General features: G+C 69.6%; 20 protein-coding genes. 12 read left to right on the top strand and 8 right to left on the bottom strand.

Annotated features, from left to right (window positions below):
• Window positions 1–62: 62 nt before the first annotated feature.
• Together AC0KUR_RS17615 and AC0KUR_RS17610 are read right to left on the bottom strand one after the other, a co-directional pair.
• Window positions 63–701 carry a DsbA family protein gene (locus AC0KUR_RS17615; RefSeq protein WP_034187240.1) on the bottom strand — a complete coding sequence of 213 codons (639 nt, stop codon included), beginning with the start codon at window positions 699–701 and terminating at the stop codon, window positions 63–65.
• Window positions 702–795: 94 nt separating this feature from the next.
• Entirely contained in the window at window positions 796–2241 is a 1446-nt protein-coding gene (locus AC0KUR_RS17610) for a TAXI family TRAP transporter solute-binding subunit (RefSeq protein ID WP_124607838.1), read from the bottom strand.
• Window positions 2242–2680: 439 nt separating this feature from the next.
• Here AC0KUR_RS17610 and AC0KUR_RS17605 point away from each other — a divergent pair, with 439 nt between their 5' ends.
• From AC0KUR_RS17605 to AC0KUR_RS17595, 3 genes are all read left to right on the top strand, one after another.
• Complete coding sequence (locus tag AC0KUR_RS17605) at window positions 2681–3046, top strand: BON domain-containing protein (RefSeq protein ID WP_034187242.1); 366 nt, start codon at window positions 2681–2683, stop codon at window positions 3044–3046.
• 138 nt (window positions 3047–3184) lie between these two features.
• Entirely contained in the window at window positions 3185–5275 is a 2091-nt protein-coding gene (locus AC0KUR_RS17600) for a D-(-)-3-hydroxybutyrate oligomer hydrolase (RefSeq protein WP_473376235.1), read from the top strand.
• Between the two features lie 612 nt (window positions 5276–5887).
• Window positions 5888–7723: a S10 family peptidase gene (locus tag AC0KUR_RS17595; protein WP_473376234.1), complete on the top strand. Its 1836-nt coding sequence runs from the start codon at window positions 5888–5890 to the stop codon at window positions 7721–7723.
• Between the two features lie 158 nt (window positions 7724–7881).
• Here the strand turns inward: AC0KUR_RS17595 and AC0KUR_RS17590 are convergent, their stop codons facing one another.
• From AC0KUR_RS17590 to AC0KUR_RS17570, 5 genes are all read right to left on the bottom strand, one after another.
• Window positions 7882–8670 (bottom strand): sulfite exporter TauE/SafE family protein, encoded by a 789-nt coding sequence (locus tag AC0KUR_RS17590; protein WP_034187453.1) that lies wholly within the window; start codon window positions 8668–8670, stop codon window positions 7882–7884.
• A gap of 348 nt (window positions 8671–9018) precedes the next feature.
• Window positions 9019–10458, bottom strand: a complete 1440-nt coding sequence (locus tag AC0KUR_RS17585; RefSeq protein ID WP_473376233.1) for a DHA2 family efflux MFS transporter permease subunit — start codon at window positions 10456–10458, stop codon at window positions 9019–9021.
• Between the two features lie 138 nt (window positions 10459–10596).
• Window positions 10597–11328 carry a DsbA family oxidoreductase gene (locus AC0KUR_RS17580; RefSeq protein WP_034187246.1) on the bottom strand — a complete coding sequence of 244 codons (732 nt, stop codon included), beginning with the start codon at window positions 11326–11328 and terminating at the stop codon, window positions 10597–10599.
• A 182-nt stretch (window positions 11329–11510) separates the two neighbouring features.
• A complete protein-coding gene (locus tag AC0KUR_RS17575; RefSeq protein ID WP_034187247.1) occupies window positions 11511–12305 on the bottom strand; it encodes a helix-turn-helix transcriptional regulator in 795 nt (264 codons plus the stop codon).
• Entirely contained in the window at window positions 12302–13264 is a 963-nt protein-coding gene (locus AC0KUR_RS17570) for an ornithine cyclodeaminase family protein (RefSeq protein WP_473376232.1), read from the bottom strand. Before AC0KUR_RS17570 ends, AC0KUR_RS17575 begins: the two co-directional genes overlap by 4 nt.
• A gap of 381 nt (window positions 13265–13645) precedes the next feature.
• Between AC0KUR_RS17570 and AC0KUR_RS17565 the strand changes: the two genes are divergently transcribed.
• The 9 genes from AC0KUR_RS17565 to AC0KUR_RS17525 all read left to right on the top strand — a co-directional run bounded on the left by AC0KUR_RS17565 (window position 13646) and on the right by AC0KUR_RS17525 (window position 21916).
• A complete protein-coding gene (locus tag AC0KUR_RS17565; protein WP_034187454.1) occupies window positions 13646–14425 on the top strand; it encodes an ABC transporter substrate-binding protein in 780 nt (259 codons plus the stop codon).
• A gap of 67 nt (window positions 14426–14492) precedes the next feature.
• On the top strand, window positions 14493–15737 hold the full coding sequence (locus AC0KUR_RS17560) for an NAD(P)/FAD-dependent oxidoreductase (RefSeq protein WP_473376231.1): 1245 nt from the start codon (window positions 14493–14495) through the stop codon (window positions 15735–15737).
• 535 nt (window positions 15738–16272) lie between these two features.
• A complete protein-coding gene (locus AC0KUR_RS17555; RefSeq protein WP_473376230.1) occupies window positions 16273–18306 on the top strand; it encodes a beta strand repeat-containing protein in 2034 nt (677 codons plus the stop codon).
• 284 nt (window positions 18307–18590) lie between these two features.
• Complete coding sequence (locus AC0KUR_RS17550; protein ID WP_034187251.1) at window positions 18591–18950, top strand: COG4315 family predicted lipoprotein; 360 nt, start codon at window positions 18591–18593, stop codon at window positions 18948–18950.
• 33 nt (window positions 18951–18983) lie between these two features.
• A complete protein-coding gene (locus tag AC0KUR_RS17545; RefSeq protein ID WP_473376229.1) occupies window positions 18984–19499 on the top strand; it encodes a sigma-70 family RNA polymerase sigma factor in 516 nt (171 codons plus the stop codon).
• Window positions 19496–20278 carry an anti-sigma factor family protein gene (locus AC0KUR_RS17540; RefSeq protein WP_473376228.1) on the top strand — a complete coding sequence of 261 codons (783 nt, stop codon included), beginning with the start codon at window positions 19496–19498 and terminating at the stop codon, window positions 20276–20278. Before AC0KUR_RS17545 ends, AC0KUR_RS17540 begins: the two co-directional genes overlap by 4 nt.
• A gap of 26 nt (window positions 20279–20304) precedes the next feature.
• Window positions 20305–20727, top strand: a complete 423-nt coding sequence (locus AC0KUR_RS17535) for a cupredoxin domain-containing protein (RefSeq protein ID WP_034187455.1) — start codon at window positions 20305–20307, stop codon at window positions 20725–20727.
• Complete coding sequence (locus AC0KUR_RS17530; protein WP_034187254.1) at window positions 20724–21356, top strand: LolA family protein; 633 nt, start codon at window positions 20724–20726, stop codon at window positions 21354–21356. Before AC0KUR_RS17535 ends, AC0KUR_RS17530 begins: the two co-directional genes overlap by 4 nt.
• 44 nt (window positions 21357–21400) lie before the next feature.
• The gene (locus AC0KUR_RS17525; protein WP_473376227.1) at window positions 21401–21916 is read left to right on the top strand and encodes an SRPBCC family protein; all 516 of its coding nucleotides are present in this window, start codon (window positions 21401–21403) and stop codon (window positions 21914–21916) included.
• A 28-nt stretch (window positions 21917–21944) separates the two neighbouring features.
• On the opposite strand, the gene AC0KUR_RS17520 is transcribed toward AC0KUR_RS17525, so the two are convergent.
• A partial coding sequence (locus AC0KUR_RS17520; RefSeq protein WP_473376226.1) for a TOBE domain-containing protein occupies window positions 21945–22130 on the bottom strand: 186 nt, incomplete at its 5' end.

Raw genomic sequence — 22130 nt, 5'->3', positions numbered from 1 at the left:
GGGTGATTCGGGTGACGCGTAACCTTACCGCAGCCGCGCGTTGGCGTGCGTGATACCGGCCATCACGCGCGACCCTTCGGCAGCGCACTGATCCGCTTGACCTCGCGCGATTCGAGCCAGTTCGGCGTGCGTGCGCAGTACAGCACCATCGGCAGCGCATCCTCGCCCCAGAACAACTGCTTGTTCATCCAGAACGTCGGCACGCCGAACACGCCGAGCGCGATCGCATCGGCGTTGTTGCGGGCCAGTTGCGCGCTCGTTTCCTCGAATTCGATCAGCGCATCGCCATGGCCGACGCCGACGCGCTCGCACAGCGCCGCGAAGCCTTCCGGCGTCGACGGATCGTTGCCCTCGCGCCAGATGAAGCGGAACATTTCCAGCACGGTCGCGATGTCGGCGCGCAGCGCGATCGCGAGGCGCAGCAGCTTGTCGGAATCGAACGGGTGCGCGGGCGGCATCTTGAAGCGAATGCCGAGCTGTTCCGCGCGAAACAGCGCGTGACGGTACGTGAACACGCGCTTGGCCGGCACGTCGGCGCTCGGGCGCTGCCCCCAGTGGCGCTGCAGGTCGAGCAGCGAGACGGCGACGGGTTCGAACGGCACGTCCGGCCATTTGTCGTGCTGCTCGAGCAGCAGATACGAGAACGGCGACACGAAGTCGAAGAACCAGGCAGGTTGGGCGGTATCGAGGCCGGTTGTCATGTCGTTCTCCAGAGGGTGGGGCGTGCGGCGCCTGGCGGCGGCCTCCATGTTACGCGGCGGCACGCGCATGCAGCAATGATCGCGGATCGTCCGCTCACGCGGAACCGGGAGTCGCCCGGGGGGCGCCGTCGGCCGGCGGCGGCGCGGCTTCGGCGCGTGCCGGCGGCGGCCCGCCCGCGCCGGGCGGGGCCGTCGGCGTATCCGGGTCGTGCGACGTGAGCCGCTCGCGCACGAAGCCGATGTGCTCGCGCAGCACGTAGAACTGCCCGGCGTACGCGAGCGGCATCTTCATCCGGTTCACGGCTTCCTCGATGTCGTCCAGTTGGTCGAGCAGCTGGACGCGTTCCTCGGCGGTGTGCTCGCCGAGCGCGCTGCGCTCGAGCGCGATCAGCGCGCCGTACCAGCGGTAGATGCGCGAGCGCACGCGCCAGCCATACAGCGACGGCACGAGCCGCAGCCCGGGAATCAGGACGACGATCAGCGGCACGACCACCACCAGCAGCCGGTCGACCAGACTCGCGACCCAGAACGGCAGCCGCCGGTACAGGAAGGTCTTGCCCGACTTGTAGTAGCGCGCGGCGTCGTCGGACAGCGGGAACCCGCGCGTGACGGACGACGGGAACTCGCCCGCGTGCTGCAGGATCGTCGCGTGGCCGTGCACCTCGCGCGCGGCCTCGATCAGCAGGTCCGACAGCGCGGGGTGCAGCGAATCGCGCGCGACGAGTTCGATCGTCGGTGCAACCGTGTGGATGTCGGCCGGCGGCAGGTTGCGGCCGAGATCGTAGACGCCCATCGGCAGCGTGATCGCGGTCAGGTAAGGAAAGCGCCGTGCGTACGCCTCGGCCTGCGTGAACGAGTACACGTGCACGCCCGGCGCACGGAACAGTTTCGCCATCACCGGGATCTGCGTCGAGTCGCCGGACAGGAACGCCGCGTCGATCTTGCCGTCGAGCAGCGCGGTTGCCGCGTCCTCGCCGGCGGTCGGCAGCAGCTCGGTCGAGCCGCCCGGCACGATGCCGTTCATCTTCAGCAGCGCGAGGCTCAGCTCGCGCGCGCCGCTGCCTTCCGCGCCGAGCGCGAGCCGCTTGCCCTTGAAGTCGGACAGGCGCGCGACCACCGGGCCGCGGTACATGATCGCGAGCGGCACGTAACCGATGCTGCCGAGCGACACGAGGTGCTCGTCGCGCTCCTTCGGGCCGATGCCGCTCTGCACGAAACCGACGTCGACCGGCGCGTTCGGGTTGGACAGCCGCGCGAGGTTCTGCGCGGATCCTTCAGACGACTGGACGTCGAGCGTGACGCCGTTCTTCGCGAGGATCGTCTTGTACTTCTGCGCGGCGTTCCAGTACGTGCTGCCGGGCGGGCCGGACGAGATCACGAGCGTGGACGGCGGCGCCGGCTGGATCAGCCTGACGGCGAGCCAGACGGCCGCGGCCGCGAGCAGGACGGTCGGGCCGATCGACAGCGCGAGGTCGCGCCACGACACCGCGACGAAGCGGGCGAGGATGCGACGAGGCGGACGAGGGCGGGCAGGCTTCATGGGGTCGGCGGATGACGCTGGCGTGACGCATCGATGACGGTCGGGCGATTGTCGCGGGCGATGCGGATGCTCGCGGCGATGGTACCCGGTTTCACCGTGCGTGCGCGAATCGGGCAGCCCGGCGCGGCGCGGCGGCGACAGCGGCGGGCGGCCCCGCGTCAAAAGCTTTGCGCTTCCGCGGGCGCTGGATTACATTGTGCGACGCAGCCGCGCCCGATTCGCGCGCGACCCGGCACGCAATGAGACCGGGCGCGTCCGGCCGGCGGCTGTCCGGCCCGGCCGGCCCGCTATCAGCGTGCGCCGGCCGCCGGCCCGTGTCGCCTCTCTCGTATCGCCGTGGAAAACACCGGCTGTCCCGCCCGTTCGCGCGCGGGCCGGCTGTTTTTGGGGGTATCCGGCCGTACTGTGCACGGCCGTTCCGGAGTGATAAGGAGATAGCATGAAGTCGATCGTGTTGAGAGCGTTGGGCGTTGCCGCCGTGGCGGCCTGCCTGTCGGGCAGCGTGTATGCGCAGTCGAGCGACGCAGCGGCAACGGAAGCGCCGGCGGCCGCGACCAGCGCGCCGAAGGCCGCCGCGAAAACCGCGAAGAAGGCCAACCGCAAGCTCGGCTACGCGGTGCGCAAGGCCATTTCGAAGGAACAGGGCGTGAACGTGTCGAACCTCGTCGTTCGTTCGAAGGGCGGCGCGATCACGCTGGAAGGCACGATGCCGGCCCAGGACCAGATCGACAAGGCCGAAGCCGCGGCGAAGGACGTGAAGGGCGTGACGTCGGTCACGAACAAGCTGACGGTTCAGCAGCAGTGATGCCGGGCGGCGGCGCGCGAGCGCCGCGCGCGCCCGTTTCCAGGCGGGCCCCGGCATGCCGGGGCCCGTTTGCGCTTCAGAGGCCGCGGGCCGCGCGCGACGCGGCGGCGGACCGATAACGAAATCGAGGGGGCGGCGATGACGAGACTCGGGTGGGGCAGGCGGATGGGGTGGGGCGCGGTGCTGGCAGCGCTCGCGATGCTCGGTGCGTGCAACGGCGACGATACGGCCGAGCGCAACCGGCTGCCCGGCTTCGTGTCCGGCAGCGTGCGCACGACGGCCTACGACGGCGCGAGCGACGACCTGCTGACGGCCGGCCTCGGCAAGACGGGGCTGGCGGCGGCGAGTGCGCCCGGCTTCGCGAATCCGGCGCGGCCGACGAGCGCCGAGTTGCGCCGCCTCGCGATCTGGTCGAACTACCGTGCGCTCGTCGACATGAGCGCGAACGGCGGTTACGGCCGCTTCTGGGGGCCGAACGTCGATCTCGACGGCAATGACACGCTCGGCGAAGGCAAGATCCCCGGCACCGAATACCTCGCGTACTCCGACGACGGCAGCGGCACCAGGAACGTGACGCTGCTCGTGCAGGTTCCCGCCCGCTTCAATCCCGCGCAGCCATGTATCGTCACCGCGACGTCGTCGGGCTCGCGCGGCGTGTACGGCGCGATCTCCGCGGCCGGCGAGTGGGCGCTCAAGCGCGGCTGCGCGGTGGCCTACAACGACAAGGGCGGCGGCAACGGCGCGCACGAGCTCGGTACCGACACCGTCACGCTGATCGACGGCACGCTCGCCAACGCGGTGCTGGCCGGCACCGCGAGCCTGTTCACCGCGAACGTGACGAGCGGCGATCTCGCCGCGTTCAACAACCGCTTTCCGAACCGCTACGCGTTCAAGCATGCGCATTCGCAGCAGAATCCCGAGCAGGACTGGGGACGCGTGACGCTGCAGTCGGTCGAGTTCGCGTATTGGGCGCTCAACGAGCAGTTCGGGCCGCTGATCGACGGTTCGCATCACGGCGTGCGCTATCGCGCGGGCGACATCACGACGATCGCCGCGTCGGTCAGCAACGGCGGCGGCGCGTCGCTCGCGGCGGCCGAGCAGGACAGCCGCGGCTGGATCACCGCGGTCGTGGTCGGCGAGCCTCAGATCAACGTGCGGATGTCGCCGAATGCGGTCGTGCGCACGGGCGGCCAGCCGGTGCCGTCGTTCGGCCGGCCGCTGGCCGACTACGCGACGCTCGCGAACCTGCTGCAGCCGTGCGCGGCCGCGTCGGCGTCGCTCGCCGGCGCGCCGTACCTGAGCGCGCTGCCGGTCGCGACCACGCAGTCGATCCGCACCCAGCGCTGCGCGACGCTCGCCGCGGCCGGGCTCGTGTCGGGGGCCGACACGCAGAGCCAGGCGGCCGACGCGCTCGCGCAGCTCCACGCGGCCGGTTATCTGGCCGATTCCGACCTGCTGCAGGCGCCGATGTGGGATTCGCAGGCGATTCCGGCGATCGCGGTCACCTACGCGAATGCGTACACGCGCTCGCGCGTCACCGACAACCTGTGCAACTTCAGCTTCGCGACGACCGATCCGGCGACGGGCGCGGTCGCGGCGCCGGCTGCCTCGCCGATGCCGGCCGTGTTCGGCGTCGGCAACGGCGTGCCGCCGACGGCCGGCATCAACCTCGTGTTCAACAACGGCGCGGGTGTCGACCACCGGCTCGCGACGCCCGATGCGAGCTTCGCGGGCGCGCTGTGCCTGCGCCAGCTGTGGACGAACGGGATGCTCGGGATGCCCGCGAACGTCGATGCGGTACGCGTGAACGCGAACCTGCACGGCAAGCCGGCGATCATCGTGCAGGGCCGCAGCGACGCGCTCGTGCCGGTGAACCACGCGTCGCGCGCATACGTCGCGCAGAACGGCATCAGCGAAGCCGGGCGCGGCCAGCTCGTGTTCTACGAGGTGACGAACGGCCAGCACTTCGACGCGTTCCTGCCGGTTGCGGGCTTCGACACGCGCTTCGTGCCGGTCCACTACTACAACCTGCAGGCGCTGAACCTGATGTGGCAGCACCTGAAGAACGGCGCGCCGCTGCCGCCGTCGCAGGTGATCCGCACGGTGCCGCGCGGCGGCAGCCCGGGCGCCGCGCCGGCGCTGACGAGCGCGAACCTGCCGCCGATCTCGGCCGCGCCGGGCGCGAACGCGATCACGACCGGCGCCGGCGCGATCGACGTGCCGCTCTGACGGCCGCCGCCGCGCCGCCCCCGCCAGGCCGGACAGTCGTCCGGCTTTTTTCTTTTCGTCGTCTGGAATCGGTCCCGTATAGCCTTTTATCGGATTGGCGAGCGCCGTAACAAATTGTTACTTTACGGCGGAAAATCCGGAACCTATTATGCGCCGGTATTTTCACTTAATTTAATAAATTCCAGATACGAGAATATTCCTTTCCGTTTAGTTAATCGATCCTTTCGATTTTGTTAAATCGGCTCGGGCTGCGCTTGGTCGCCGTTTGGCGATTAATCTGCATCTCGCCGAGGGGGTTTGTTCGTCTATCTGAAGCGAAGGTGCCTTGCCGGGCATGCTTTGCGGGGTGTCTTATTGCCGTCGATTTTGTGCAAATGCGGATTGGCGGAATGAATCCGAATTGCTGCGGATTATTGAATTGTCGTTTGCAATGGAATTGCTTCCATTGTGCAGTCGCAAAAAATGGGTGGGGTAAATCATGCCGGTCGATATTCGTCGACCCGGTAAAAAACTCGGAGTGCGTCGCATAACGAATGCATTCCCGGTGCGGAGCGCCGGCGCAAATGATCCTTTGCGGCCGGCGGTATTTATCGTTCTGTTCGAGAGGCAATAATGACGACACGGAAGTCCTTGAAAGACGGTTTCGCGCTATTCGGAACGACCTTGAGCGTGCCGCTCGCCGCCGCAGCGGCCGCGGCGCTGCTCGTCACGGGGTGCGGCGGCGACGACGGGCCGAGCCCGACTGCTTCGGCCGCCGCGGCGGCCGCGACGTCCAGCGGCAGCACGCAGGCCAACACCAATGCGACGGCCGCCGCCGCGGCCGACCAGCCGTACGTCGACACCGACGTGTACGGCACCGGGCCGAACGACGCGGTCACGGATTCGACCGAAGGCGCGGCGGTCGTGCACCGCCAGGTCACGATCGGCGGCAAGACGATCAAGTACACGGCCACCACGGGCCACCTGACGACGATCGATCCGGTCACGTCGGCGCCGAACGCGAAGATGTTCTACGTCGCGTACACGCAGGACAACCCGGATCCGTCGAAGCCGCGCCCGGTCACGTTCTTCTACAACGGCGGCCCCGGCTCGTCGTCGGTCTACCTGCTGCTCGGCTCGTACGGGCCGAAGCGCCTGCAGTCGTCGTTCCCGAACTTCACGCCGCCCGCGCCGTACAAGCTGCTCGACAACCCGGACAGCCTGCTCGACCGCACCGACCTTGTGTTCATCAACCCGGTCGGCACCGGATATTCGACGGCGATCGCCCCGGCGAAGAACAAGGATTTCTGGGGCACCGACCAGGACGCCCACTCGATCGACCGCTTCATCCAGCGCTACCTGACCAAGTACTCGCGCTGGAATTCGCCGAAGTTCCTGTACGGCGAGTCGTACGGCACCGCGCGCAGCGCGGTCGTGTCATGGGTGCTGCACGAGGACGGCATCGACCTGAACGGGATCACGCTGCAGTCGTCGATCCTCGACTATGCGAACGCGCTGTCCGCGCCGGGCACGTTCCCGACGCTCGCGGCCGATGCGTTCTACTGGAAGAAGACGACGCTCAACCCGACGCCGACCGATCTCGACGCGTACATGATCCAGGCCCGCAACTACGCGGACAACACGCTCGCGCCGCTCGCGCAGAAGCCGAACCCGCAGGACGGCGGCTTCGTCAACGTGCGGCTGAACCTGAACCTGCAGACCGCGCAGCAGATGGGCGCGTACATCGGCACGGATCCGACGTCGCTGATCCAGACGTTCGGCAACCCGGCCGCGCTCGGCAACGTGCCGTCGTCGGACGACAACCCGCCGTACACGTTCTTCCTGACGCTCGTGCCGGGCACGCAGATCGGCCAGTACGACGGCCGCGCGAACTTCACGGGCAAGGGCATCGCGCCGTACATCCTGCCGAACTCGGGCAGCAACGATCCGTCGATTACGAACGTCGGCGGCGCGTACACGGTGCTGTGGAACAGCTACATCAACACCGACCTCAAGTACACGTCGACGTCGTCGTTCGTGGACCTGAACGACCAGGTCTTCAACAACTGGGATTTCAGTCACATCGACCCGACCGGCGCGAGCAAGGGCGGCGGCAATACGCTGTACACGGCCGGCGACCTCGCGTCGACGATGAGCGTAAACCCGGACCTGAAGGTGCTGTCGGCGAACGGCTATTTCGACGCCGTCACGCCGTTCCACCAGACGGAGCTGACGCTCGCGCAGATGCCGCTCGATCCGACGCTCAAGGCGCAGAACCTGACGATCAAGAACTACCCGTCGGGCCACATGATCTACCTGAACGACGCGTCGCGGACCGCGCTGAAGGGCGATCTCGCCAACTTCTACGACGGCATCCTCGCGAACCGTACCGCACTGCAGCGCGTGCTGAAACTGCAGGCGCGCACGCAGCAGCTCAAGCAGCAGAAACTGCAGCAGCAGGGGCAGTAAGCGGCGCGGGCGGCACGTCGCCGCCCCGGATGGACGACAGCCCGATCGGCGCAGGCCGGCCGGGCTGTTTTTTCCTGGGTCGCGGAGGATGGGCGGCGTATCGGAGGCGCCCGCCGGGAAAAGGCGCAACCGCGAGGGAAGGGCGACGCCGGAACCGCTTACGCGAGCACGAGCCTGACGCCGACCGCGACGAGCGTCGCGGCGAGCAGGTTGCGCAGCAGCCGCTCGGGCGCGCGCGCCGACAGCAGGCTGCCGATCACGATGCCCGGCAGCGAGCCGAGCAGCAGCGACAGCAGCATCGACCAGTCGACCGAGCCGAGCAGCCAGTGGCCCATGCCGGCGACCAGCGTGAGCGGTACCGCGTGCGCGATGTCGGAACCGACGATGCGGGTCGTCGCGAGCAGCGGATACAGCAGCAGGAGCACGGTGACGCCGATCGCGCCGGCGCCGACCGACGTCATCGACACGAGCACGCCGAGCACGGCGCCCGTCAGCACGGTCGACCACAGCGTGCGCGCGGGGCTCGGCGCGAGCGGGTTGCGCGCGGCGAACGCGGTGAGTTGCGGCCGGAAGATCAGCGCGATCGACGTGAGCAGCAGCGCGATGCCGAGCACGAGCTGGATCATCCGCGCGGTGCCGGGCGCATTCATCCCGTGCGTATGCAGCCACCACAACGTGATGGCCGCGGCCGGCACGCTGCCCACCGCGAGCCGGCCGGTGATGCGCCAGTCGATCGACCCTTTCAGGCCGTGGACGAGCGTGCCGGTGGCCTTGGTCGCGGCCGCGTACAGCAGATCGGTGCCGACCGCCGTCGCGGGGTGCACGCCGAACAGCAGCACGAGGATCGGCGTCATCAACGAACCGCCGCCGACGCCCGTCAAGCCGACGAGAATGCCGACGAACAGGCCGGACAGGGAGTACAGCAGATCGATATGGGGAAGCGACATCGGAAGCAGGCGGTTATGCGGCGTTCTGCGGCGGCGCGTGGCTGCGGCGCGCGCATCAAAGTCCGCCATTGTCGCAAATGTGGCGCGTCAGCGTACGACTGCGTTAAAAATGGGCCGGGAAAGCCCGCGCGACGGGACGGCGGGCGGCGGGCGGCGGGCGGCGGACGGCGGACGGCGGACGGCGGACGGCGGACGGCGGACGGCGGGGGCGCGGTCGTTCGGACGGGCGGTGCGGCCGATCGTGTGCGATCGGGCCAAACGCATGACGAATCCGGCGCGTGCCGCGCCCGGCATGCGTAAAAAAGGGCGCGACAGTGCGCGCCCCGGTTCGATGGCGGCGGCCGCCGCTCAGTGCATCGCGGGGCCGGTGCTTTCGACGGCTTCCTGCCGCCGGATGCGCAGCGCGAAGCCGATCAGCGCGGCCACGGCGGCGAACACCGCGCCGAATGCGAATGCCGCGTGGTAGCCGCCGTTCAGCGCGGCGAGCGGCGCGGCCTGCGCGGCCGCGAGCACATCGGTGCGGGCGGCCGCGAGGCTCGCGAGCACCGCGAGGCCGAGCGCGCCGCCCATCATGAACGCGGTATTGACGATCCCCGACGCCAGCCCCGAATCGGCCGGATCGACGTCGCTCATCGCGGCGAGCAGCATCGGGTTGAACGCGACGCCCGCGCCGATGCCGAGCAGCGTCATGCCGGGCAGCACGTGCAACACGAAGCCGCCGTCGACCGGCGCGCGCGAGAACAGCGCGAGGCCGCAGGCCGCGATCAGCAGGCCGGCCGCGATCGGGCCACGGATCCCGAAGCGCATCACGATCCGCGCCGACAGCCCGAGCGAGAACGCGGCCATGATCAGGTTCGCCGGCAGGAACGCGAGCCCGACCTGCAGCGGCCCGTATTGCAGCACGCGCTGCATGTACAGCGCCGACAGGAAGAACCACGCGAACATCGCGGCCGCCCATAGCACGGCGATCACGTTCGCGAGCGCGACGTTGCGCGCGGCGAACAGCGAGAGCGGCATCAGCGGATGCGCGCTGCGCGCCTCGATCGCGATGAACAGCGCGAGCAGCATGGCGGCCGCGCCGATCAGCGCGACGGTCTGCGTCGACAGCCAGCCGGCCTCGTTGCCGCCGACGATCCCGTAGACGGCCAGCATCAGGGAAGCGGTCACGGTGATCGCGCCCGCGACGTCGAGCCGCGCGGCGCCGGCCGGCGCACGCCTGCGCGGCAGCAGCGCCGCGCTCATCGCATAAACCGCGATGCCGATCGGCAGGTTGACGAGGAAGATCCAGTGCCACGACAGCGAACTCGTCAGCAGCCCGCCGAGCAGCACGCCGATGCTGCCGCCGCCCGCGCAGACGAAGCCGTAGACGCCCATCGCGCGTGCGCGCTCGCCGGGCTCGGTGAAGAGATTCATGATCAGCGACAGCGAGACGGCCGACACCACCGCGCCGCCGAGCCCCTGCACCGCGCGCGCGGCGATCAGCATCGTCTGCGATTGCGCGAGGCCGCATGCGAGCGACGCGAGCGTGAACGCGACGAGGCCCGTGAGAAACATGCGCCGCTGGCCGTACAGGTCGCCGAGCCGGCCGCCGAGCAGCAGGCAGCCGCCGAACGTCAGCAGGTACGCGTTGACGACCCACACGAGGGCCGTTTCGGTGAAATGGAGGTCGGTGCTGATCGACGGCAGCGCAACGTTCACGATCGTGCTGTCGAGCACGATCATCAGCACGCCGAGACAGAGAACGATCAGCGCGTACCAGCGTTTCTCGCCGTGGATCCCGTGAGTCATGGGCTCGCAGCCTTCTGACAGTTATTTGAAGGGATGCATTGTAGACGTCATCGGTGCGCGCTTCCTGCCGGTTTGTGGCAGGAGCGTCGCGTAGTGGCACGCATCCGCGGACGGGCGGGCCGGACGCATCGACGCGCGTTACGCGCGCGCCGGCAGTGCGCAGCCGTCGGGGCCGCAGGCGGCCGCGCCGGCGCCGTCGAGTTCGACGATGCCGTCGCGCCACGCCTGGTCGAGCGCCTGCGCGAAGGCGTCGGCCGGCTGCGCGCCCGACACCGCGTAGCGGCCGCCGAACACGAACAGCGGCACGCCGCGCCCGCCGATCTGCGCGGCGCGCGCGATGTCGGCTTCGACTTCGTCGCGGTACGCATCGCTGCGCAGCACGGCTTCGACGGCCGCGCGTTCGAGCCCCGCCTCGACCGCGAATTCGGTCAGCGCCGCGTGATCGAACAGCGAGCCGTGTTCGCAGAAATACGCGCGGTACAGCCGTTCGGTCAGTGCGTGCGCGCGGCCCGTCGCTTCCGCGAGCTTCACGAGCCGGTGGCCGTCGAGCGTATCGCCGACGAGCGTGCCGGGCAGGTCGTAGCGCAGTCCGACGCTCGCGGCCGCATCGGTCACCTGGCGCAGCATCTGGTCGACCTGCGCGGGCGACATCCGGTATTTGCCCGCGAGCATGACCTCGACCGGCTCGACCGGCTGGCCGGGCATCAGCCGGTACGCGCGCAGCACGACGTCGACGCGATCGGCGTGCGCGAACGCGGCGAGCGCCTCGTCGAAGCGGCGCTTGCCGATCCAGCACCACGGGCAGATCAGGTCGGACCAGATTTCGACAGTCAGGGTCGGGCGGGCAGTCGGGGCGGGAGCAGTCGTCATGGGCGGTTCCGGGCGGCAATGAAATGTAACCGTGATTGTATCATTTCGCGCTTCGACACCGCCGGTCGCGCGAAGCTTCGTGTGGAGCGGGGGCGCGCCCGGCGTACCACGAAGCATAGACAGGGAAACGGCATCCCGATAGCGATGACCGAGGCGGCCGTCGTGCGCCCGCCGCAGGGCGCTTACGCGTCGCCCTGCGTTTCCTTCAGGTGCTTGAGGTGTTTGTAGACCGTCGCGCGCCCCATCCCGAGGACGTTCGCGACGTAGTTGGCCGCGCTCTTGCCGCGGAACGCGCCTTCCGCGTGCAGCGCCTCGACGAGCTCGCGCCGGTGCTCGCGCGTGAGCCCGTTCAGCCCGACCTGCCGCTCGCGCAGCCAGCCGTGCAGGAACGTGTTGATGCGCTCCTGCCAGTCGTCGCGGAACAGCTCGTCGGGCTGAGCGACGACGCCCGCGCCCTTGATGAACAGGTCGAGCGTCGCGCGCACCTCGTCGAACACCGCGATGTTGAAGTTGATGCACATCATCCCGGCCGGGCGGCCTTCGTCGTCGAACAGCACGTTGCTGACGCAGCGCATCCGCCGGCCGTCCCAGTTCAGCTTCTCGTACGGGCCGATCACGCGTTCGCGCGCGGAATGATCGATTTCCTCGAGCGCGGAATCGTCGCCGACCTCGCGCTTGGACAGGTTGTTCGCGAGATACAGCACGGTCTGGTCGTGCAGGTCGTGGATCACGACTTCCGCGTACGGGAAGAACAGCGCGGCGATACCGTCGGCGATCGGCGCATAGCGGGTGAGCAGCAGGTCTTTGACGGGGGATTTCTTCTTGCGCATCGGTGTCGCCATCTCGGGTGGGCGGGGGCCGGGCAGCGCATCGGGCCGGCGCACGGGCATACCGGTGGCCGGCATGCCCGTGCGCCCGCGCGCGGCCGCCGCGGCGGTTGCGCCATTGTATCGGCCCCGCGCGCGCGCGCCGCTCATGCGTGCGTCAGGTGCGTGTACAGCGCATGCGCGATCGCGATGTCCTCGAGCCCGAGGCCGATCGAGCGGAAGAACGCGTGACGCGTGCGCGACGGCGCCGCGCAGGTGCCGGCGACGAGCGCGGGCAGGTCGCCGACGATCCGCCCGGCATCCCAGCCGTGATCGGCCGTCGCGATCTGCATTTCGCCGGCGCTGGCGGGCGTCGTGTGCCGGTAGTCGCAGTAGACGTCCATGTCGGGCAGCCAGGCGGGCGGGATTTCGTGCGCGCGCGCGACGTTCGTGCTGATCGACGTGACGAGCGCCGGGCGCGTGAGCATCCCGTCGCCGAGCACGGGCGTGCCCGACGACGTGCACAGCATCACCACGTCCGCGTCGCGCACGCAGGCTGCGACGCTCGCCGCCGCACGGGCGCGCGGGTCGAGTTCGGCGAGCGTGGCCTGCAGCGCCGCGTTGCCGGCCAGCGCCGGCGAGTACACGCGAATCGCTTCCCAGTCGCGCAGCGCCGCCGTGTGCCGCAGATGCGCGAGACCGACCGCGCCCGCGCCGACGATCGCGAGACGGCGTGCGTCGCGCGTCGCGAGGCAGTCGACCGCCAGCGCCGTCGTGCCGGCCGTGCGTTCGACCGTCAGCAACCCCGCGTCGCACCACATCAGCGGCTGGCCGGTCTGCATCGACATCAGCGCGGTCCAGGCCGTGACGATCGGTTTGCCGCCCGTCACGACGTACGGCGACAACTTCGCGCCGAACACCTGCGCATCGGCGAGCGCGCCGAGATACGTGATGAAGTCGCCGGCCTGGTCGGGAAACAGCGTGAGCGTCTGCGGCGGCTGCACCGCGCGCGCCGCGGCGAGCGACGCGAACATGCGGCGCAACGTGCCGAGCACGTCGAGCGACGGCAGGGCCGCGCGCACCGCGGCTTCGTCGACGGTCAGTGGCGGGGTCGGGGCGGTTTGCGTCATGGGGACATCTCCGGTCGGGGCCGGACAGGACGGTCTCGAAAGACGGTGTCCGGCGGTGTTCGTGATGGACGAAAAGTCTAATATAGACAAACAAGATCTGGAGAATTTTTCTTTTCGAGACCGTGTTTCGCCGTGGTTTTCCGGGAAAACATAGGTAAATCAACGGTGTTCGTCGTGGCAGGCACATGCGGGGAGGTCACGCGACGACGCACGATCATCGTATCCCCTATAGTCTATAGTAGACTTTGAGTCTATATTTCGGCTGCGGGACACGGCACGTCGTGTTGCGGCGGCCGCCTGCATCGAATGCCGATCCGGCGCCTGTCCGACGGCGTCGTGCGACCGATCTTCCTCGCCTCAATCCGGAACAGAAGGACCGTCATGAACTGGAAGCTTTCCCTTTGCGCCGCTGCGGCGCTCGCGTGCGCGGCCGTCACGGCCCATGCGGAACAGACCACGCTGCGTTTCGGCATCGAAGCCGCCTATCCGCCGTTCGAGAGCAAGACGCCGGCCGGCCAGCTGCAGGGGTTCGACGTCGACCTCGGCAACGCGGTGTGCGCGAAGCTGAACGTGAAATGCGTGTGGGTCGAGAACGCGTTCGACGGGCTGATCCCGGCGCTGCAGGCGCGCAAGTTCGATGCGATCAATTCGGCGATGAACATCACCGCGAAGCGCAAGCAGAGCATCGATTTCACGCCGCCGATCTACGTGGTGCCGATCGTGATGGTCGCGAAGCGCGGCTCGCCGCTGCGGCCCGACGTCGCGAGCCTGCGCGGCAAGCACGTCGGCGTGCTGCAGGGTTCGTCGCAGGAGGATTTCCTGAAGGCGCACTGGGCCAATGCGGGCGTGGCCGTGGTGTCGTACCAGGATCAGGACCAGATCTACGCCGATCTCGTCGCGGGGCGGCTCGACGCGGCCGTCCAGGAAGCGCAGACCGCGCAGGACGGGTTCCTCGACAAGCCGGCCGGCCGCGACTACCAGATCGTCGGCGACGCGCTGAAGGATCCGGCGACGCTCGGCGAAGGCACGGGCTTCGGGATGCGCAAGGGCGACAAGGCGCTGCAGGCGAAGATCGTCGGCGCGCTCGATGCGCTGAAGAAGGACGGTACGCTGAGCGCGCTGTCGCAGAAGTACTTCAAGCGCGACATCATCGCGAAATAAGCGCCGCCGCGCGCCGGCCGCGGTGCCGGCGCGAGGCGCATCGAATCTCGACGCAGGACGGGGAACCATGGATTTCGACGTCATCGTTCTGGGGGCCGGCATCGTCGGCGTGTCGTCGGCGCTGCACCTGCAGGATCGCGGGCTGCGCGTCGCGCTCGTCGATCGGCGCGCGCCCGGCGAGGAAACCAGCCACGGCAATGCCGGGCTGATCGAACGCTCGTCGGTCGTGCCGTACGCGTTTCCGCGCCGGCTCGGCACGCTGCTGCGCTACGCGCGCAACCGTTCGGTCGATCTGTACTGGGACTACCGCGCGCTGCCCGCTTATGCGGGCTGGCTCGCGCGGTTCTGGCGCGAATCGTCGCCGCAGCGGCTCGCGGCCGCCGCACGCGACCTGCTGCCGCTCGTCGCGGCGAGCGTCGTCGAGCACGACGCGCTGCTCGCGCGTACCGATGCCCAGCCGCTCGTGCACGACGGCGGGTGGATCGAGGCGTTCCGCTCGCCCGCGCTGTTCGATGCCGAAGCGCGCGCGCAGCAACGCGTGGCTGCCGCGCACGGCCTGCGGATGGCCGTGCTCGACGCGCGTGCGCTGCGCGAGCGCGAGCCCGGCATCGGCGACGCATTCTGCGGCGCCTTCCACTGGCAGGACCCGAAGACCGTGTCGAGCCCGGGCGGACTGACCAAGGCCTACGCGCGGCTGTTCGAGCGCGACGGCGGCACGTTCGCGCTCGGCGACGCGAGGACGCTCGCGCAGGTGGACGGCGGCTGGCGGGTCGGGTCCGAACACGGGCCGATTTCGGCACGTTCGGCCGTGGTCGCGCTCGGACCGTGGTCCGATCATGTGTTCGCGCCGCTCGGCTACCGCATTCCGCTGCGCGCGAAGCGCGGCTATCACATGCATTACCGGCCGACGCGCACGCCGCTGAACGTGCCCGTGTGCGATACCGAGGAAGGATTCGTCGTCGCGCCGATGGAGGGCGGCCGTCTGCGGCTCACGACCGGCGTCGAGATTGCGCTGCGCGGTGCGCCGCCGACCGGCGTGCAGCTCGCGCGCGCCGAACCGCTGGCGCGCGACGCGTTCGGCATCGGCGAGCGGCTCGATCCCGAGCCGTGGCTCGGGATGCGGCCGTGCACGCCCGACATGCGGCCGGTGATCGGGCCCGCGCCGCGCCATCGCCATCTGTGGTTCGCGTTCGGTCATTGCCACCACGGGCTCACGCTCGGCCCCGCGACCGGGCGCCTGCTCGCCGAAATGATGACCGGCGCGCCGACCTACATCGATCCCCGTCCATACCGGCCCGCGCGCTTCGGTTGACCGGCGACGCTACGCGGCGAAGCGGCGCCTGCCGCCGCCGTGCGTCGCGTCACGCGCGCCGATCGCGAGAGGGCATTCACAGTATTTCATTCTGCTGTCCGGATAATCGAGAGCCGCGTGATCGAAAATGATCTGCGTAATCGTCAAGAAAGAAAATCGCGAATCAAAAAATTAGTAAATCAGCGATTTATCAATGCATTTTCATATCGGTGAAATGCGTAATGGGCAGCCGTCCATGACGGTATCGGGCACCATCGCGACCGGCTGTTCCGGCGCCGCGTGGAATGTACCGGAACACGTTACTGCGGGGCTCGCAAACGTTACGTTACATCCACGCCCTGTCCGCCTTTTTCATCAGACGATTGATGCCCGTCAATCCTTGGGCAACCCCTGAATTTCGTCTGAAATCGATTAAAAAATTGTTATTGCCGGTCAATAGGCTGACGAATCCGTCCTTTTTTTGAATTGGCACGCTTCGTGCAATCCGTCCCCATGCTTTATCAACGTAGTGCCAACCGAGATAGGGAAAATAACGATGGGACACAATCTTAAATTGACGGGTGTGGCGCTGTCGGTCGCGACGGTGTTCGGGGTACTGGCTTCGGGTTCCGCAGTGGCGGGTGCCCTCGATTCGCTGCCGATCCCGCAAGTGATCGTCAACCCGCCGACGAACAGCGTGTCGGTCGGGCTGGTCGCCACGGGCACGTCGCCGCTGGGCTCGGTCACCGTGACCGCGGGCGGGTCGGGCGCGATCCAGACGTCGCTCGGCGATCCGGGACAAGTGCTGTCGGGAGCCGTGGGGGCGGTGACGGGCGCACTCGGCGGCGGCACGGTGCAGCCGCTCGCACCGGTCCAGGGTGTGTTGAACCAGGTGACCGGGGCGCTGAATGGCGGCAACCCGGCAAGCGCGCTGACCGGTGCGTTGAATACGGCGACGGGGACGCTGAGCAATGCGGTTGGCACCGTAACGGGCGCATTGGGGAATGTCGGCGGCGGTTCGAACCCGCTGGCGCCGGTGCAGGGTGTGGTGAACGGGCTTACGGGGTCGATTGGTGGCGGCGATCCGGCTGGCGCACTCACGGGTGTCGTCAACACGGTGACGGGGGCGCTAGGTAATCTCGGCAGCGGCTCGAACCCGCTGGCGCCGGTGCAAGGCGTCGTGAACGGTGTCACGGGCGTACTCGGTAGCGGGAACCCGGCAGGTGCCTTGACCGGCGCACTCGGTACGGTCACTGGGGCACTGGGCGGAATCGGCGGCGGCACGAATCCGCTGGCGCCCGTTCAAGGTGCGGTGAATCAGGTGACGGGCGCGCTCGGCGGCGGCAACCCGGCTGGCGCGCTGACCGGCGCCCTCGGTACGGTCACGGGCGCACTGGGCGGCATCGGCGGCGGCACGAATCCGATTACCCCGATCCAGAACATCGTCAACCAGGTCACGGGTACGCTTGGCGGCGGCAATCCGGCCGGCACGCTGAGCAACGCGGTCAACACGATCACGGGCTCGCTCGGCAACCTCGGCGGCGCCGGGAGCCCGCTGGCACCGGTGCAAGGCGTCGTGACGCAACTCGCGGGCACGCTCGGCAACGGCAATCCGGCCGGCGAGCTGACGAACGCGCTGAACGCCGTGACGGGTGCGCTCGGCGGCGCGAATCCGCTGGCGCCGGTGCAGGGCGTCGTGAACCAGGTCGTCGGCACGCTGTCGGGTGCGGGCGGCGGCAGCCCGATCGCGCCGATCACGAACCTCGTCAACGGCCTGCAGAACGCGCTGCCGGGTGGCAATCCGGCCGGTGCGCTGACCGGCGCACTGGGTTCGGTCACGGGCGCCCTCGGCAACCTCGGCGGCGCGAACCCGCTGGCGCCGGTGCAAGGTGTCGTCAACCAGGTCGTCGGCACGCTCGGCGGGAGCAATCCGGCCGGCACGTTGAGCAACGCGGTCGGGACGGCCACGGGCGCCCTCGGCAACGCGGTCGGCTCGGTTGCGGGTGCGCTCGGCGCGCTGGGCGGCACGAACCCGCTGGCGCCGGTACAGGGTGTCGTCAACCAGGTCGTCGGGACGCTCGGCAACCTCGGCGGCACGAACCCGCTGGCGCCGGTGCAAGGCGTCGTGAACCAGGTCGTCGGCGCGTTGTCGGGCGCGGCGGGCAGCAGCCCGATCGCCCCGATCACGAACCTCGTGAACGGCCTGACGGGCGGCGGCAACCCGGCCGGCGCACTGACCGGTGCGCTCGGCTCGGCGACGGGCGCACTCGCGAACGGCCCGGCAGCCCTCGGCCAGGCGGCCGGTGCGCTGTCGGGCGCGGCCGGTTCGACGGCAGCGGCGGGCGGCAGCCTGCTCGGCTCGGGCGCGAACGCGGCCGGCGGCACGGCGGGTGCAGTCGGCTCGCTGCTGACGACGGGCGCCAACGCGACGGCGACGGTCGTCAATGCGGCCGGCACGTCGGTGGGTACGGCGCTCGGTTCCGCGCCGAGCCTGTCGGTGACGCCGCATTCGGGCAATAGCGCGCCGAACAACCCGCTCGCGCCGGTGACGTCGCTGCTCCAGTCGCTGACCGGCGCACTGCCGAAGTAAGGGCCGGATCCGCACGGCGGCGCCGCATGGCCGCCGTGCGCCGCGCTCGCGCAACGCGGCATGACAGCGATGTCATGCCGCGTTGTCTTTTCGGGCTTCCCGCTGTCTTGCGTCGCATGAGCAACCGCCGCCGACTATTTCAACGCGGCATGGAATAACCGGTTCCCGCCGTCCGTTTACCTACCGAGTTCCGGCCCGGCCCGCCGGCGGGATAATGGTCGCAACGAAACCGATCGTCCCGTCCGGCGGCGCCGTGCCGCCAGGCCCTGCCAAGGAGAACGGGAATGAAACGGATGCTCTTTGCCGCCGCGCTGACGGCGGCGATCGTGCGGCCGGCGGCCGCGGAACCGCCTCAGGTGAGCGACGGGAAACTGGTCGACGAGGCACACATGACGCTGTACGTGTTCGATCGCGATGCGCCCGGCAAGAGCGCGTGCGACAGCGCGTGTGCGGCCAACTGGCCGCCCGCGATCGCGGACGCGTACGACAAGGCATCGGGCGCACTGAGTCTCGTCGCGCGGGACGATGGCAAGAAGCAATGGGCGTACCGCGGCCGCCCGCTGTATCGCTGGAAGATGGACCGCAAGGCGGGCGACGCGGGCGGCGACGGGATCGGCGGCATGTGGCACGTCGCGCACCCGTGACCGCGCGGCGATGCGGATGCGCAAGGCTTCCTGATGAGCTACGAATCGGATCTGCTGGTGTGGCTGCCGCGTCTCACGCGCTATGCGCGTGCGCTGACGGGCGACCGCGCGTGGGCGGACGATCTCGTGCAGGACACGCTCGAGCGTGCGCTGAACCGGCCGCCGCGCGACGGCGGCAACCTGCGCGCGTGGCTGCTGACGCTGTTGCGGCACCGTTTCATCGACCAGTTGCGCGCGCGGCGCGAGATCGCGGTCGACGACGCGAACGCGCCGTGGCAGACGATGGCCGCGCCGGCCGGCGAGATCGGTGGGCTGGTGCTGCGCGACGTGCAGCGCGCGTTGTACCGGTTGCCGGTCGAGCAGCGCGAGGTGCTGCTGCTGGTCGCGCTTGAAGAATTGAGCTATCGCGACGCCGCGCAGGTACTCGGCGTACCGGTGGGCACGGTGATGTCGCGGCTCGCGCGGGCGCGCGCACAGATGCGCGCATTGCTGTCGGACGAGCCGTCGGCGCACGGCACGGCCGCGTTACGGGTGATCGGGAAAACATGATGGACGATCCGCACAAGCCTTCGAACGGGCGGGACGAGGACGCGTCGGCGCAACTGCTGTCCGCGTTGCTGGACGGCGAGCTGTCCGGGAGCGAGCGGCGCGAGATGCTCGAGCGCCTGCAGTCCGATCCGGAGGAGGCCGAACGATTCGCGCATTACCGCGCGCAGCGCGACGCGCTGAAGGCGCTGTTCCCGCTGCCGGGCCCGGCCCCCGCGCTGTTCGTGCAGCGTCGCGCGCCGCGCCGTCGTGCCTTCGCGTATGCGTTCGCGGGGCTGGCCGCCGGGCTGCTGATCGGCGTTGCGCTGCCTGCGGGCTGGCTGGCAATCGGCCGCGACCCGGCGTTCGCCGCGCGCGCCGATGTCGCGTATGCCGTGTACGCAGCCGATCGCGACCATCCGGTCGAGGTCGGCGCGGGCGATCCCGCGCATCTCGCCGCGTGGTTGTCGGCGCGCGTCGGACGGCCCGTGCGCGCCCCGTCGCTCGACGAATACGGCTACGTGCTGCTGGGCGGCCGGTTGCTCCCCGGCGATGGCGGGCCGGCCGCGCAGTTCATGTACCAGCGCGCGGACGGCGCACGCGTGACGCTTTACGTGACCGCCTACGATGCGCGGCATCTCGCGCCGCAGTCGATGTCGGCCGACGGCCGCTACACGTATTTCTGGTCGGATCGCGGCATGGGTTATGCGTTGTCCGGCCGCGGCGACGAACGGCGCCTGCGCGCGCTCGCGATCGAGGCGTGCGGCGCGCTCGGCGGCCCGACCGACGCGTGGAAGAGCTGACGCGTGCCACCGGCAGGGAGCAGGCGATGAAGACGACGATGACGAAGGTGCTCGTGGCGGCGGCGCTCGCCGCGGGTGCGACCCTCGCGCGGGCGGACGGCGACGCGCCCGTGCGCGTGCCGGTCGACGCCGACGGCGTGCAGCGGGTCGCCATCGTCGGCGGCAGCTATTTCTTCCGGCCGAACCATGTGATCGTGCGCGCGCACGTGCCGGTCGAGCTGACCGTGTCGGCGGAGCCGGGCGTCGTGCCGCACAGCTTCGAGATTGCTGCGCCGCCGCAAGCAGGCATGGCGGTGCGCACCGAGCTCGGCACGACGCCGAAGACGTTCCGCTTCACGCCGGCGCAGCCGGGCCGGTTCGCCTACTATTGCACGCATCGGCTGCTGTTTTTCAGGAGCCATCGCGAGCGCGGAATGGAAGGCGTGCTCGATGTCGAGGCGGCGCCGTGATCGCCGCGTTGCTGGCCGCGAGCCTGATAGGAGCGAGCATGACAGCCGACCCTGTGACCGTCGCCCAGGCGCATTTCGACCACGTCCGCTCGTATCGCGCGACGATCCGCTCGTCGGCGCGCGGTGGCGAACACACCGAAATCCGCTACGCCTACCTGAAACCGGGCTTCGTCCGGATGGATTTCGTGTCGCCGCATCGCGGCGCGGTGCTCGCGTACGATCCCGGCGACGGCAAGGTGCGGCTGCGCCCGTTCGGCGCGCACGCGCCGCCCGCGCTGACGCTGTCGCCGTCCAATCCGCTCGTGCGCGACCGCAGCGGCCACCGGGTCGACCGGTCGGACGTCGGCGAACTGCTGCGCAACGTGCATGCGCTGCAGCAGGGCGGCGCGACGGTGACCGAAGGCGAGGAGGCCGTCGGCGGCCGGACCGCGCTGCGCGTGTCGGTCACCGGCGCACCCGCGCACGCGGTCGACGGCGTGCATCGCTACCGGCTGTGGCTGGACGCCGGGGACGGCTTTCCGCTGAAGGTCGTCAGCTTCGCCGACGGCGACGACGTGCCGCTCGAAACCGTGACGCTCGACGACGTCGAAATCGACGTCGCGTTCCCCGAGCGTTTCTTCGCACCTTGACCGACGAGTGGGCGCGTGTCCGTGACGGACAGCCCGGAGGCTGCATGGCGGAATACCGGTTCTCGACGACTTGGCGCGTGGACGCGCCGCTCGCGGCGGTCTGGGACGCGATCTACCAGGTCGACCGCTGGCCCGACTGGTGGAAGGGCGCCGTGCGCACCGTCGAGATCGAGCATGGCGACGCGCGCGGCGTCGGGGCGCTGCACCGGTATACGTGGAAGGGCGCGTTGCCGTACCGGCTGACGTTCGACATGCGCGTGCGGCGCGTCGAGCGGCCGCATGCGCTCGAAGGCCGCGCAAGCGGCGCGATCGAAGGCGACGGGTGTTGGTCGTTCGCCGGCGACGGCGCGCACACCGTCGTGCGCTACGACTGGCACATTCGCACGCAGGTGCGCTGGATGAACTGGCTCGAGCCGCTCGCGCGCCCGCTGTTCCGCTGGAATCACGACGTCGTGATGCGCGAAGGCGCGAAGGGGCTCGCGCGATTGCTGGGGGCGGCCGTCGAGACGGATGGCCGGACCTTCCGGCCGCTGTCCGGCGCAGGCTGCGCCGATGCGTAGCAGCGCGTGAGGACGCGCGTCGCGTCGGTCAGCGCGCGTACGCCATCACCGCGCCGTCCACCGCCAGCGCGATGCGCTCGCCGACGGCCGGGCACCGGTGTCCCGGCACGCGGATACGCACGAGCACGTCGCGATCGGCATCGAGGCGTGCGAGCACGTCGGCATCCTGGCCCGCGAACTGCGCGGCTTCGACGCGCGCCGTCCGGCCGCGCGC

It is taken from the genome of Burkholderia sp. YHN3-13 (genome assembly GCF_055810675.1).
The sequence above is the reverse complement of the archived record's forward strand: the minus strand, read 5'-3'. Positions and strand labels throughout refer to the sequence as shown.

Bases quoted from the DNA above. Each gene is read 5' to 3' on its own strand.
- AC0KUR_RS17610 (WP_124607838.1), bottom strand. From the start codon at position 2,241: ATGAAGCCTGCCCGCCCTCGTCCGCCTCGTCGCATCCTCGCCCGCTTC.
- AC0KUR_RS17565 (WP_034187454.1), top strand. From the start codon at position 13,646: ATGAACTGGAAGCTTTCCCTTTGCGCCGCTGCGGCGCTCGCGTGCGCG.
- AC0KUR_RS17570 (WP_473376232.1), bottom strand. From the start codon at position 13,264: ATGACGCAAACCGCCCCGACCCCGCCACTGACCGTCGACGAAGCCGCG.
- AC0KUR_RS17615 (WP_034187240.1), bottom strand. From the start codon at position 701: ATGACAACCGGCCTCGATACCGCCCAACCTGCCTGGTTCTTCGACTTC.
- AC0KUR_RS17535 (WP_034187455.1), top strand. From the start codon at position 20,305: ATGAAGACGACGATGACGAAGGTGCTCGTGGCGGCGGCGCTCGCCGCG.
- AC0KUR_RS17580 (WP_034187246.1), bottom strand. From the start codon at position 11,328: ATGACGACTGCTCCCGCCCCGACTGCCCGCCCGACCCTGACTGTCGAA.
- AC0KUR_RS17545 (WP_473376229.1), top strand. From the start codon at position 18,984: ATGAGCTACGAATCGGATCTGCTGGTGTGGCTGCCGCGTCTCACGCGC.
- AC0KUR_RS17590 (WP_034187453.1), bottom strand. From the start codon at position 8,670: ATGTCGCTTCCCCATATCGATCTGCTGTACTCCCTGTCCGGCCTGTTC.
- AC0KUR_RS17600 (WP_473376235.1), top strand. From the start codon at position 3,185: ATGACGAGACTCGGGTGGGGCAGGCGGATGGGGTGGGGCGCGGTGCTG.
- AC0KUR_RS17560 (WP_473376231.1), top strand. From the start codon at position 14,493: ATGGATTTCGACGTCATCGTTCTGGGGGCCGGCATCGTCGGCGTGTCG.
- AC0KUR_RS17555 (WP_473376230.1), top strand. From the start codon at position 16,273: ATGGGACACAATCTTAAATTGACGGGTGTGGCGCTGTCGGTCGCGACG.
- AC0KUR_RS17605 (WP_034187242.1), top strand. From the start codon at position 2,681: ATGAAGTCGATCGTGTTGAGAGCGTTGGGCGTTGCCGCCGTGGCGGCC.
- AC0KUR_RS17550 (WP_034187251.1), top strand. From the start codon at position 18,591: ATGAAACGGATGCTCTTTGCCGCCGCGCTGACGGCGGCGATCGTGCGG.
- AC0KUR_RS17575 (WP_034187247.1), bottom strand. From the start codon at position 12,305: ATGAGCGGCGCGCGCGCGCGGGGCCGATACAATGGCGCAACCGCCGCG.
- AC0KUR_RS17585 (WP_473376233.1), bottom strand. From the start codon at position 10,458: ATGACTCACGGGATCCACGGCGAGAAACGCTGGTACGCGCTGATCGTT.
- AC0KUR_RS17525 (WP_473376227.1), top strand. From the start codon at position 21,401: ATGGCGGAATACCGGTTCTCGACGACTTGGCGCGTGGACGCGCCGCTC.
- AC0KUR_RS17540 (WP_473376228.1), top strand. From the start codon at position 19,496: ATGATGGACGATCCGCACAAGCCTTCGAACGGGCGGGACGAGGACGCG.
- AC0KUR_RS17595 (WP_473376234.1), top strand. From the start codon at position 5,888: ATGACGACACGGAAGTCCTTGAAAGACGGTTTCGCGCTATTCGGAACG.